General features: G+C 75.7%; 10 protein-coding genes. 6 read left to right on the top strand and 4 right to left on the bottom strand.

Annotated elements, in window-relative coordinates:
- Positions 1 to 82 precede the first annotated feature (82 nt).
- Positions 83 to 1,099 carry a DUF3592 domain-containing protein gene (locus KGD84_RS27980; protein WP_220563329.1) on the top strand — a complete coding sequence of 339 codons (1,017 nt, stop codon included), beginning with the start codon at positions 83 to 85 and terminating at the stop codon, positions 1,097 to 1,099.
- Positions 1,100 to 1,555: 456 nt separating this feature from the next.
- Here the strand turns inward: KGD84_RS27980 and KGD84_RS27975 are convergent, their stop codons facing one another.
- Together KGD84_RS27975 and KGD84_RS27970 are read right to left on the bottom strand one after the other, a co-directional pair.
- The gene (locus KGD84_RS27975) at positions 1,556 to 2,053 is read right to left on the bottom strand and encodes an NUDIX domain-containing protein (protein ID WP_220563328.1); all 498 of its coding nucleotides are present in this window, start codon (positions 2,051 to 2,053) and stop codon (positions 1,556 to 1,558) included.
- A gap of 328 nt (positions 2,054 to 2,381) precedes the next feature.
- Entirely contained in the window at positions 2,382 to 3,074 is a 693-nt protein-coding gene (locus KGD84_RS27970; RefSeq protein WP_220563327.1) for a TetR/AcrR family transcriptional regulator, read from the bottom strand.
- A 95-nt stretch (positions 3,075 to 3,169) separates the two neighbouring features.
- On the opposite strand from KGD84_RS27970, the gene KGD84_RS27965 reads away from it, so the two are divergent.
- From KGD84_RS27965 to KGD84_RS27955, 3 genes are all read left to right on the top strand, one after another.
- Positions 3,170 to 4,126, top strand: coding sequence for a hypothetical protein (locus tag KGD84_RS27965; protein ID WP_370634598.1), 957 nt, complete (start codon positions 3,170 to 3,172; stop codon positions 4,124 to 4,126).
- Entirely contained in the window at positions 4,126 to 5,409 is a 1,284-nt protein-coding gene (locus KGD84_RS27960) for a methyltransferase (protein WP_220563326.1), read from the top strand. Before KGD84_RS27965 ends, KGD84_RS27960 begins: the two co-directional genes overlap by 1 nt.
- Before the next feature lie 102 nt (positions 5,410 to 5,511).
- A complete protein-coding gene (locus tag KGD84_RS27955) occupies positions 5,512 to 7,662 on the top strand; it encodes a PrsW family intramembrane metalloprotease (protein ID WP_220563325.1) in 2,151 nt (716 codons plus the stop codon).
- Between the two features lie 33 nt (positions 7,663 to 7,695).
- Here the strand turns inward: KGD84_RS27955 and KGD84_RS27950 are convergent, their stop codons facing one another.
- Together KGD84_RS27950 and KGD84_RS27945 are read right to left on the bottom strand one after the other, a co-directional pair.
- A complete protein-coding gene (locus KGD84_RS27950) occupies positions 7,696 to 8,232 on the bottom strand; it encodes a GNAT family N-acetyltransferase (protein WP_220563324.1) in 537 nt (178 codons plus the stop codon).
- Between the two features lie 67 nt (positions 8,233 to 8,299).
- Positions 8,300 to 10,627: a molybdopterin-dependent oxidoreductase gene (locus tag KGD84_RS27945; RefSeq protein ID WP_220563323.1), complete on the bottom strand. Its 2,328-nt coding sequence runs from the start codon at positions 10,625 to 10,627 to the stop codon at positions 8,300 to 8,302.
- 115 nt (positions 10,628 to 10,742) lie between these two features.
- Between KGD84_RS27945 and KGD84_RS27940 the strand changes: the two genes are divergently transcribed.
- Both KGD84_RS27940 and KGD84_RS27935 read left to right on the top strand, forming a co-directional pair.
- Entirely contained in the window at positions 10,743 to 11,690 is a 948-nt protein-coding gene (locus KGD84_RS27940; RefSeq protein WP_220565351.1) for an HpcH/HpaI aldolase/citrate lyase family protein, read from the top strand.
- 140 nt (positions 11,691 to 11,830) lie between these two features.
- Entirely contained in the window at positions 11,831 to 12,529 is a 699-nt protein-coding gene (locus KGD84_RS27935) for a response regulator transcription factor (RefSeq protein ID WP_220563322.1), read from the top strand.
- Positions 12,530 to 12,535: the final 6 nt, after the last annotated feature.

Raw genomic sequence — 12,535 nt, 5'->3', positions numbered from 1 at the left:
AAAAGGACAAAGCGGATACGGATTCCCGTGCTTCCGGCAGAGCGGACGAGGAGGCCCACCCCTGAACCCCCACCCCGCCCCCGTGGAGGAGCCCCCGAAGCCCGGTGCGGTCTTCGCGCGGATCTTCGTCTTCATGCCGTTCCTCGGTGTCGCCCTCGCCCTCCTCGGCGCCCTCGGTGTCGGGGACGTGGTCACCCGGCTGGCCTACGAGACGGACTCGGTGACCGCTCCCGGCACGGTGGTGGAGGTCGAGCGCGGACGGCCCGTCGTGGTCTTCACCACCGCGGACGGGACCGAGGTGACCGCCACCGCGCGAGGCGGGTACCGGCGCGGCGACCCCCTCGACGTCACGGTCCGCTACCTGCCCCACGACCCCTGGGAGGCGACGGTCGGCGACACCCTGTGGGTGCCCCCGCTCCTCTTCGCGGTCCCCCTCCTCCCGGTCGCCGTCCTCCTCGTCCTGCGCCACCCGAACGGGCCCCGCGCCCGGGCCTACCGGGCCCGGATCCGCGCCCGGCAACACGGCCGCCCGCCCGAGGGGGCGTTCGGCCTGCCGGTGGTCCTCTGGTCGGTCCCCGGATCCGTCCTCACGGCCTGTGCCCTCGCGCTCATGGCGGGCTCCCTGTACGGGTTCGACACCTGGGGCGACGGCCCGCTGTTCCCCGTGCTCGGCCTGGTCGGCGCGGCCCTGCTGCCGCCCGGCCTCGACATGCTCTTCCAGGGCCGGCTCCGTTACCTGGAGCGCGTTCCCGGCAGGCGCGAGCCGGTCCCGCCCCGGCTGTTCCGCGGCGGCCTGTACATGGGCCTTCTCGGCGTGGCCTGCACGGCACCGATCGTGCTGCTGGTGTTCGTGTCCGTCGCGGCCGACGTGGAGACCCCCGAGGAGGGCACCGCCCGGGTGCTCGCCGCGGGCTGCGGCGACGTGGTCGGCAACTCCCGGGGCTGCCGGGATCTGGTCGCCCTGGAGTACGAGGTCGACGGCCTCCGCTACACCCAGACCACGGACGACGTGGGCTTCGACTTCGCCCCCGGCGACGAGGCCCTGGTGGCCTGGGACGCCGACGACCCGACCCTGGTCCGCGTGGAGGGCCGCCGGTGAGCCGCAAGCGCGAACAGCGGCGGGGGCGTCCCGGGGGCCCTCGCCCGGTTCCGCAGCGCTCGGTGCGGGAGATCCTGCGTGCGGAGGCCGCGAGTGCGGGGGCCGCCGACACCCCCGAGTACGTGGAGTGGGGGCGGTGACCGCGGAGCGGGCCGACCTGGTCGACTTCCTCGAACGTCTCGAGCGCGAACGCGGACTGCCCCTGCGGCATCCCCGCGGCCGCTGAGCGCATCCTCTCTCTGCCAAGGCGCCGAGCCCTGACGTTCGGAGCGGTGTACCCGTCGAGCGGGATGCGAGGGCCCCGTCGGCGTGCGGATCATCGAGCGACCGCGAACCGGGGCCCTTGGGCGTGCCCCTCCCCGTGGTGTGACTTCGTCCGGCCGGTCACCGTGCTCGACGGCATGTGGCTGCCAGAGGCGGCGCGCCTCCGGGCGGGGCCTCGCCCGGGGCCCCGGGTCAGCGTGGGCGGGCGGCGTCCAGGCCGAGTTTGACGATGTCGGTGATGAAGTAGTCGCCCGGGTCGCGGGCGTCGCGCAGCAGCGGCACCTTCTCCTCGTCCACCCACATGAACTCGGTGTGCTTGTCCGCCTCCAGCCGCGGCGCCTCCAGGTCGCCGTCCACCCGCACCAGGTAGTCCACCTCGTGCCGGGTGAGCCCGTCGCCCGGGTCCCAGTCGAGGCGGAACAGCTCCGCCTCCACCCGGCGCAGCCGCCAGCCGGTCTCCTCCTCGACCTCGCGGACCAGGCCGGCCAGCATGGTCTCGCCGGGCTCGACGTGCCCGCCGACGATGTCCCAGCAGTGCGGGAACACCTTGCGGTGCGGGGACCGCCGCTGGGCGAAGATGCGCCCGTCCGGGGCGGCGATGATCGCGCCCGCCACGTGGGTGCGCCCGTCGGAGGTGTCGGGGAAGACGATCCCCGGCGCCACCTCGATGTCGTCGATCCCGTGCGTCATGGACTTCTCCCGTGCTCGACTGTGGGTTCCACCCTATGGTTCGCCGGTGCCGCCGACCTCGGTCTTCCGGATGATCTTCCCCCTCGGCCTTTCGGCCGCCCCCGTCTTCGGGGGAGGGCGGGGGCGGCCGTGCGACGTCCCCTGATCGCTCCCTTTCCCGGGGCACTCGGCCGTGCCGCCCTGACCGGAGGCCTCCCGACCTCCGGCTTCCCCGGGCGGCTCGGACGTTCGCCTTCGCCGGCCGTCGGGTCCCCGTTCGCGAGGCCGCCGCGTCCCCGCAGGTCTCCTCGGCCCCGGAGCCGACGGCGTCCGCTCCCCGCGGCCCGGGTCAGCCCGCCTCGTCGACCCCGCCCCCGCCCCCGCCCCCGGCCTCCTCGGGCTCCGCCGCGCCGCGCCCCCGGCGCGGCAGCCGCAGGGTGAGCAGCTTCGCCCGCGGGGCGAGCCGCCCGGCCAGCTCGAACACCCCCTCGGTGCGCGAGTGGTCCTCGTCCAGCACCGAGAACAGGTTGACACCCAGGTAGAACGTGATCGCCCCGTAGGCCACCTCCCGGGCGGGCAGCAGCCGGGCCAGCGGGGAGCCGCCCAGCACCCGCTCCCACTCCTGCTCGATGAACGCGATCCACGGCTCGGCGCGGTCGCGGATCCCGTCGCGCAGCTCGGGCTTGGTGACCGCCGCCGCGACCAGCTCGGAGAACTCGGTGATGTAGCCCCGCTCCAGGTCGGTGCGGTAGATCCGGACGGCCGCCTCCACCAGCTCCTCCAGGGTGCGCGCGGGCGCGGTGAGCTCCCGGTACATGGCCATGCGCTCGGCGCTGGACCGGTCCAGCGCGGCCAGCAGCAGCTGGTCCACGCCCCCGAAGTGGTAGAAGACCAGCGCCGAGTTGGCCTCGGCCCGCGTGGCGATGGCCCGGGCCGACGCCCCGGCGTACCCCTCCTCGCGGAGCGTCTCCGCCGCCGCCGCGATCAGTTTCTCCCGGGTCTCCTCGCTGGTCCGCCGCCCCGCGCCGCCGCTCCTGGCCATGCCCTCGCTCCTCCGCCGTTGCCGATCTTCTTCATCATACGGTTTAATCAAGTGATTAAATCGATTGATTCAGCCGGACGATGAAGGAGATCGCCGTGTCCGAGAACCCCCTGGCCAGCGGGTCCCGCTGGCTGCTCGCGGCCCTGGTCCTGGTCCTGCCGGTGGCGGTCGTCGCGATCCGGCTGACCCACTGGGGAGCCCTCGACCAGACCGCCCTCTTCTACCTCGGCCTGCCCACCGGCATCGCCCTGCTCGTGGTGTTCACGGCCCGGCCCCGCAGCGCCATGGGCGTCTCCATGGCGGTCCTCACCGTGGTCCTGGCCATGTCCGCGGTCATCCTCGGCGAGGGCATGGTCTGCCTGGTCATCGCCGCGCCCCTGCTCTACGGGGTGGTCGCCCTGGTCACCGCGGTCGCCACCGCCATCGCCCGCGGCGGCCCCCGGTCCCACCAGGCCCTCTTCGCCGTTCCGCTGCTGTTCGTCCTCACCCTGGAGGGCGTCGCCGGGATCTCCTTCCTGCCCCGCGCCGACCGGGGGGAGGGCGGCGCCTCCACCGGCGCGGACCCCGCCGAGGTCGCCGCCGCGCTGGCGGCCCCGCCCGCCTACGGGCCCTTCGAGGCCGTGTTCCTGCGCGCCGTTCCCTTCCCCGAGCCGGTCGCCGCCACCGGGACCGGCCTGGAGGTCGGCGACACCCGCCGCATCGAGTTCACCCCGCGCACCACCCTCCAGATCGGCTCCGAGCCCACCCCCCGCCACATGGAGCTGGAGGTGGTCGAGAGCGAGGTCCGCGCCGACGGCGGCCGGGTCGTGTTCGAGGTCACCGAGGACGCGGCGTTCGCCAAGTGGATGGACATGCACCGCGCCACCGCCACCTGGACCGCCGACGGGGACGGCACCCGCATGGACTGGGCCATCGACTACGACCGCACCTACGAGCCGTCCTGGTACTTCGGGCCGATCCAGGCCTACGCCACCGACCTGGCCGCGTCCTACCTCGCGGAGACCTTCACCGCCGGCGCCGGGGCCGCCGCGTCCACGGCGGAGGACCGGTGATGGGCCCCGAGCTCCCCGCCCTCCTCGTCCGCGGCGTCGGCCTCTCGGTCCCCGTCCTGCCGCTCGTGGCCCTGTGCCTGTGGCGGCCGCCCCGGCCGCGCGAGACCGCCGCCATGATCGTCTCCACCGCCTGGGCGCTGCTCACCCTCATCCCGCTCAACCTCTACGCCCTGCACGCGGGCTGGTGGTCCTTCCACGCCGAGGGCGCCGTGTGGGCGGGCATCCCGGTCGACCTGCTGCTCGCCTGGGCGCTGCTGTGGGGCGCCCTGCCCGCGGTGCTGCTCCGGTTCCTGCCGGTGCCGCTGCTCACCGCGCTGCTGGTGTGGGCGGACATCATCGCCATGCCGCTGGCCGAGCCCGTCGTCGTCCTCCACGGCACCTGGCTGCTCGGCGAGTTCGCCGGGTCGGCGCTGTGCCTGATCCCCGCGCTGGTGCTCGCCCACTGGACCCGCCGGGGCCAGGCCGTGCGGGCGCGCATGTGGGCGCAGGCGGTGCTGTCCTTCGGGCTGATGGTGGTGCTGCCGGTCACGGCCCTGGGCATCCTGCCCGGCGACGGGTTCTCCGTACCCGGGGGCCTCCCCGCGGCCCTGCAGCTGCTGGGGTTCGCCGCGCTGCCCGGGCTGGCCGCCGCCCGGGAGTTCGCCCGGGTCGGCGGCGGCACCCCGCTGCCCTACGACCCGCCCGAGCGCCTGGTCACCAGCGGTCCCTACGCCTACCTGAGCAACCCCATGCAGACCACCGTCGTCGCCGTCTACCTGGTCCTGGCCGCGGTCCTGGCCGACCCGCGGCCGCTGTACGGGGCCCTCGTCGCGTTCGCCTACGGCGCCGGGTTCGCGGCCTGGCACGAGGGCGAGCGGCTGCGCGAGTCCTTCGGCCCCGAGTGGGACCGCTACCGCTCCGGGGTGCGGGCCTGGCTGCCCCGCTGGAGGCCCTGGCCGCACCGGGCCGCCGGGACCCTGTACGTGGCCGCCGACTGCTCGCTGTGCCAGGGGCTGCGGGCGTGGATCGAGGCGCGGTCGCCGGTGGCGCTCCGGATCCGGGACGCGCACGAACACCCCGAGGTCCTGTACCGGCTCACCTACGAGAACCCGGAGGGGGTCCGCTGGAGCGGGGTGCCCGCCCTGGCCCGCGCGCTCGACCACCTCCACCTGGGCTGGGCGTTCACCGGCTGGGCCCTGGACCTGCCCGGGGTGCGGCACTTCGCGCAGCTGTCCGCCGACGCCTTCGGGGCCGGTCCGCGGCCCGCCCGGGTGCCCGGCTCCGCGCCCGAGCCCGCCCCCTGACGGGCCGGGGTCCCGCCGTTATGCTCGGTCGGGCCGGAACGCCGCGGTGCCGCGGGCGCCCGGCCCCGACCTCCCCACCCCCAGACGGCCGAGGATCCCCAGATGGAAGAACAGGCCATGCTCGCGCGGGACCTGGTCCTGCGCGTGTGCGCCGGAGCGACCGAGCTCGACCCGCAGTGGATCCGGGCCGACGGCAAGGTCACCACGCCGTTCCTCGTGCCGCGCGACCGCAACCTTGTGCGCGCCGTCATCGCCGCCGGGCGGTCCATGGGGGTGGAGCGGCTGCTGGTGTGCCGCACCCGGCCCGAGTTCTCCTACGAGCCCGTCACCGAGATCCCGCTGCACACCGACACCCTCATCGACCTGGTGCGCGGGTGGGGGCCCGACCCCACCGACTTCCTGGTGTGCGTGGAGGACTTCTCGGCGGCGGTGCTCATCACCGCGGACGACCTGACGGTGGCGGCGGGCCCGGCGGACTTCGTGCGCGAACTGGTGGGGGCGGACATCCCCCAGGCCCGGGCGCACTTCGCGTCGCGGGCGGAGATCGAGAAGACCCCGGACCTGGTGCGGGCGGCGGCGCTGTACCGGTGCTCCGGCGCGGGGCCCCAGCGCGCCCCGGGACCCGACCTCTACGAACGCGTCGCCGCCGGGGCCGACCGCGTCCGGAGCGGGCGGGCCGCCCGCGGCCTGCGGGCGCTGCGCGGGGCGGCGGGCTGGACGGCGCTGGCGGTGGCGGCCATCGCGCCGCTGGCGGTCTCCGCCGTGGCGGCCCCGGTCCTGCCGGCGGTGGTCACGCTCTTCGCCGTGCTGTTCCAGCTGGCGCTGCTCGCGCGGTCCCGCACGGTGGCCTTCGCCTCCCTGCTGAGGGTCGCGGCGCTGGGGGCGCTGCTGCTGTGGCCGATGGGGCTGGCCGAGCGGGCGGTCGCGGGGGCGCTGGGCGCGGACACCTACGACGTGGTCCCGTACACCTACGTGGCGGTGACGGTGGAGGAGGTGGGCAAGCTGCTCCCGCTGCTCCTGCTGCCGCTGGTGGCGCCGCGCCGGGCGCGCAGGCTCGCGGCGGTGGACTTCGCGCTGCTGGCGGCCGCGTCGGGGGCGGGGTTCCAGCTGGCCGAGCACCTGGTCACCGCGCTCGCGGTCGGCGGCTCCGGCGGCGGCGGGTGGTTCCTGCCGGGCGGCAGCGAGCTCGTGGACCGGGGGACCGGGGCCGTGGTCGCGGTGTTCTCCGGGCACGCGGTGACCACGGGCCTGGTCGGGGCGGCGCTGGGGCTGGCGGTCGTGGGGCGGGGGCGGTGGCTGTGGGCGCTGCCGCCGCTGGCGGTGCTGCTGGCGTTCCTGGAGCACCTGAACCTGAACGCGGTCCTGGCCGGCGCGGCGCTGCACCCGGCGTCGGGCGTGGTGCTGGGGCTGCTCGGCGGGGGAGTGCTGACGCCGTTCCTCCTGGTGGTGCTGGTGCTGTGCGCGGTGGCGCTGGACTACCGGCTCATCGCGACGGCGGCGGAGAGCACCCCGCCGCTGCCGGGGCTGCCGCCGCTGGCGGGGCTGCGCCGGCGGGCGCGCGGACGCGCGGTGGCGACGCGGGTGCGGGTGCCGGGGGACATCGCGACGGGGTTCCGCCGGGCGGCGCTGGCCTGGGCGGAGCTGCCGGTCACGCTGACGACGACGCTGGCGATGATCGTGCACGAGCTGGCGGCGTGCACCATCGCGGCGCGGCGCGGGCCGGCCGTGCTGGGGGACACCTGGAGGTTCCTGCGGCAGCGGCGGGCGAACGCCATGGGGGAGGCCCGGTCGGCGGGGCGGCCGTGGCGGCACCACCCGTCGCAGCAGGACCTGACCCGGACGGCGCGGGAGCTGGCGCGGCGCCTGGGGCTGGCGGCCACGGGCGGGGTCACGGCGATGGCGGGCGCGGCGGCGGTGGCGGTCGCCGTGGTCCCGGTGGCCGCGCCGGGTGTCCCGGCGGGGGAGCCGGGGTACGCGCTGCTGGCGCTGGAGCGGTTCCAGACCTGGTTCGGGGGGCTGTCGGCGTTCGACGCGGTGTGGGCGGCGGTGCTGCTGTGCGCGGTGCTGCTCCTGCTGGTGTCGGGGAACGGGGTGCCGCGCGCCCACCCGGACATGCGGGCCTTCCTGCGCTCGCCCTCGGCCAACGGCGGGGCGGTCCTGGGCATGCTCGCGCCGGGACAGGTGGTGTACGCGGCCGTCGGCCTCGCGGGCCTGCTGCTGCCCCGCTCCGCCGACCGCCTCCTCGTCCGCTGACCGCGGGTCGCCGGACCGTCCGCAGAGAGTCGGCTACCGGTCCGCCGGGGCCTCCCCGGCCGGGTGCGGTCCGACGCGCCTGGCGAGGACCTGGCCCTGCCAGTCGCCGACGGTGAAGGTCTCGGTGGGGGTGAAGCCCTGGCCGGTGTAGTAGGCGACCAGGCGGCCCCCGCCGCCCGCGAAGCAGTCCACGCGCAGGAGGGAGACGTCCCGGCGGCGGGCCTCCTCGGCGGCGTGCTCCAGGAGGGCGGCGCCCACGCCGCGGCCGGCGAAGCGCCGGTCGGTGACCAGGAGGCGCACGTAGACCTCGGGCTCGTTGGCGGGCGGGAGCTCGGGGCCGGGGGCGCCGTCGAGCACGAGGGCGCCCGCGGGCCCGCCGTCGGCCTCGGCGATCCAGGGCTCGGCCTCGGTGAGCATCTTCCTGATCCGTTCGACGGACCGGGGCCGGGAGGACCAGGGCTCGGTGCCCCACTGCCCGGTGCGCCCGTGGGCGACGAGCCATTCGACGGCGCCGTCCAGCATGCCGAGAACGGTGGAGAGGTCGTCGGGGCCGCCTGGTCTGAGCTTCATCCCAGGAACCCTAGACGGGGGCGGGCCGGGCGTCCACCCGTATCGCCGGGGCCCGGCCCGCCCCCCGTCAGGCCGGGGTGGTACCGCGGGGCGGGACGAAGGCGCGGACCGGCGGCGGGGTGCCGTCGAAGCGCTCCACCCGGACCCGGGCCAGCTGCCCCGTGCAGCCCTGGCTCAGGGACGAGGTGCCCTCGTCGGCGATGAGGGCGTTCGGGTTGCCGTGGACGCAGGTCGCCTCCGCCGAGGACGGGTCGTACCAGGCGCCCGTCGACAGCTGGACCACCCCTGGCATCAGCGCGTCGCTGAGCACGGCGCCGGCCAGGCAGGAGCCGCGCGGGCCGACCACGCGCACGAGGTCGCCGCCGGTGATCCCCAGGGCGGCGGCGTCGGCCGGGTGCAGGCGGACGGGCGCGCGGCCGCCGACCTTCTCGCGCATGCTGTGCGCGCCCATGTCCTGCTGCCCGTGCAGGCGCCCGGTCGGCTGGTTGGCCACCAGCACCAGCGGGAACTCGCCGCCGCGGTCCGACAGCACCGGACCGGGCAGCCACACCGGGTGCCCCGGGCAGTCCTCGTACCCGAACGACGCGATCGTCTCCGAGTACAGCTCGATCCGCCCGCTCGGCGTGCGCAGCGCGTTCTTCTCCGGGTCGGCGCGGAACCCGCCCAGCAGCGCCTCGTCCTCGACCCGGCCCGGCATCGCCACCCGGCCCGCTGCCCAGAACGCGTCGAAGTCCGGGACCTCGATCCCGCGCCGCGTCACCAGCGACCGCCACCGCCGGTAGATCTCCCGCATCCAGTCGGCCGAGGTGCGGCCCTCGGTGAACTCCTCCCGCACGCCCAGGCGCTCGGCCAGGTCGGCGTAGGTGTCGTACTCGTCGCGCGCCTCCCCGTGCGGCGGCACCGCGCGGGGCATCGCCCGCAGGCTGAGGTCGCCCCGGCTGGCGGTCAGGTCGTCGCGCTCCAGCACCGTCGTGGACGGGATGACGATGTCGGCGTGCCGGGCGGTCGCCGTCCAGTGCGTCTCGTGCACCACCACGGTCTCCGGCCGCCCGAACGCCCGGGTCAGCCGGGCCAGGTCCTGGTGGTGGTGGAACGGGTTGCCGCCCGCCCAGTAGACGAGCCGGATGTCCGGGTAGCGGCGCTCCTCGCCGTCGTAGTGGTAGGTCCCGCCCGGGTTCAGCAGCATGTCCGACACGCGCGCCACCGGGATGAAGTCCTTGACCGCGTTGTCGCCCTGCGGCATCACCGGCAGCCCCAGCGGCGTCGACCCGCCGCCGTAGTTGCCCATGGACCCGTACCCGGACGCGAACCCGGCGCCCGGCAGGCCCACCTGGCCCAGGCAGCAGGCCAGCGCCAGCCCCGCCCACAGCGGCTGCTCGCCGTACCGAGCGCGCTGCACCGACCAGCCCACATTGACCAGGGTCCGGCCCCGGGCCATCCTCCGGGCCAGCTCGCGGATGTCGTCGGCGGGCACCCCGCTGATCCGCTCCGCCCATTCGGGGGTGCGGGGCAGGCCGGGGCGGTTCCCGCGCTCGTCGCGCCCGCCCAGGACGTAGGAGCGCACCACGTCGGCACCCTCGGTGTACCGGTCCAGGAACGCCGTGTCGGCGAGGCCCTCGGTGAACAGCACGTGCATGAGCGCCAGCAGCACCGCCGTGTCGGTGCCCGGCCGCAGCGGCACCCACTCGGCCTTCACGTCGTCGGGGGTGTCGTCGCGCAGCGGCGACAGCGACACGAACCCCACCCCCGCGTCGGAGGCCGCCCGCATCGACGGCCCGGCGGTCTGCGCGGCCCGCCCGCCCGAGGTCATCCACATGTTGGAGACCCGCAGCCCGCCGAAGGTCACCACCAGGTCGGTGTGCTCCCGGATGACCTCCCACGAGGGGGCCCGGTGCAGCAGCCGGTTGGCGGCCGGGGTGCCGATGATGCGCGGGAACAGGGTCTCCACCGCGCCGTGGCTGTAGGTCGTGCGCGAGCGCGTGTACCCGCCGATGCTGTTGAGGAAGCGGTGCAGCTGGCTCTGCGCGTGGTGCACCCGCCCGGAGCTGCCCCAGCCGTAGGACCCGCCGTAGATCGCCGCGTTCCCGTGCGCGGTGCGCACCCGGTCCAGCTCCCCGGCGAGCAGGTCCAGCACCCGGTCCCAGCCCACCTCGACGTACTCGTCGTCGGGGTCGCCCCGGCGCGGGTCGGGCCCGGGCCCGTGCTCCAGCCAGCGCCGCCGCACGGCGGGCCGGGCCACGCGCGACCCGTGGTGCTGGGCGACGGGCGTGTTCTCCATGACGGGGGACGGCGCCGGGTCGTCCGGGTCCGGCCGTACCCCCACCACCCGGTCGTCGCGGACCAGGACCCGGTAGCTGCCCCAGTGGGCGCTGGTCGGGTACGACGTGGTGGACATCGGCGGCTCCTCCCGGTTCTGGGGACCCACGGGGCCCCGTCCCACTCTATGCACGCGGTGATGCCATGATGGGCCCGGCACCAGGTGGGACGTGCGGGACGACAGGGGGAGCGGTATGGGCGGGCTCAGGGCGCGACGGTCGGTGCTCGCGGTGCCGGGGTCCAACCCCCGGTTCGTGGAGAAGGCGCGCGGCCTGGACGCGGACGCCTTCTTCCTCGACCTGGAGGACGCGGTCGCCCCCGCCGAGAAGGAGGCCGCCCGCGCCACCGTGGTCGCCGCCCTCAACGACGGCGGCTGGGGGGACAGGGTCCGCACGGTGCGGGTCAACGACGCCAGCACCGCCTGGGCCTACCGCGACGTCATCGAGGTGGTGGAGGGCGCGGGCGCGAACCTGGACGCCCTGGTGCTGCCCAAGGTCACCGCCGCACGCGACGTCCAGTGGCTGGACACCCTCCTCACCCAGATCGAGCGCGCCGTCGGCCTGCCGGTGGGGCGGATCGGCATCGAGGCCCAGATCGAGGACGCCGGCGGCCTGACCCGTGTGGAGGAGATCGCCGCCTCCTCCCCGCGCCTGGAGACCCTGGTGTACGGGCCGGCCGACTTCATGGCCTCCCTCAACATGAAGACCCTGGTCGTGGGCGAGCAGCCGCCGGGCTACGACACCGGTGACGCCTACCACTACGTCCTCATGCGCATCCTCACCGCCGCCCGCGCCCACGGGTTGCAGGCCATCGACGGGCCCTACCTCCAGATCCGCGACGTGGACGCGTTCCGCCGCGCCGCCGGGCGCACCGCGGCCCTGGGCTTCGACGGCAAGTGGGTGCTGCACCCGCTCCAGGTCGAGGCCGCGAACGAGGCCTTCGCCCCCTCCCAGGAGGACTACGACCACGCCGAGCTCATCCTGGACGCCTACGCCCACGCCACCGAGGTGGAGCGGCGCGGCGCCGTCATGCTCGGCGAGGAGATGCTGGACGAGGCGTCCCGCAAGATGGCCCTGGTCATCGCGGGCAAGGGCCGGGCCGCGGGGCTCGCCCGCACCCGCTCCTTCACCCCGCCCGCCTGACACGCGCCCGGACCGGCCCCGGGCCGGAGCCCGGCGGGGGAGGGCAGGGCGCCCGGCCGGGGAGGGCGCGGCCGCGGCTCTGACACGCGCCCGAACCGCCTCTTACCGGCCTCTCACCCGGATACGGCAGCATGAGGCCCATGGACGCCACCACCGCCACCGTGCTGGTCGCCGACGACGACCGCGCCATCAGGGAGTCGCTGGAGCGCGCGCTCCAGCTGGAGGGCTACACGGTCCGGACCGTCGCCGACGGGGTCCAGGCGCTCGCCGCCGTCCACTCCGACCCCGTCGACCTGCTCATCCTCGACGTGATGATGCCGGGCGTGGACGGGCTGGGCGTGGCCCGGGTGCTGCGGGCCGAGCACGACCGCACCCCGATCCTCATGCTCACCGCCCGCGTGGAGACCCCCGACCGGGTCGCGGGCCTGGACGCGGGCGCCGACGACTACCTGGCCAAGCCCTTCGAGCTGGACGAGCTGCTGGCCCGGCTGCGCGCGCTGCTGCGCCGCGCCGCCCCGGTCCCGGGCGACCCGGAGGGCGGGACGCTGCGCGTCGGCGAGCTGGCCCTGGACCCGCGCGCCCGCCGGGTGTGGCGGGGCGACCGCGAGATCGAGCTGTCCAAGACCGAGTTCGACCTGCTCGAACTGCTGGTCCGCAACGCGGGCATCGTGCTGGACCACGCCACCATCTACGACCGCATCTGGGGCTACGACTTCGGTCCGGAGTCCAAGAACCTCGCCGTCTACATCAGCTACCTGCGCCGCAAGCTGGAGGACGGCGGGCCGCCGCTCATCCAGACCGTGCGCGGTGTCGGGTACACGCTGCGTCCGCAGGGGTGAGGGCCG

Source organism: Nocardiopsis changdeensis, from assembly GCF_018316655.1.
In the GTDB taxonomy this organism is placed as follows: Bacteria; Actinomycetota; Actinomycetes; order Streptosporangiales; family Streptosporangiaceae; genus Nocardiopsis; species Nocardiopsis changdeensis.
This window is presented reverse-complemented; position numbering and strand designations above follow the sequence as displayed.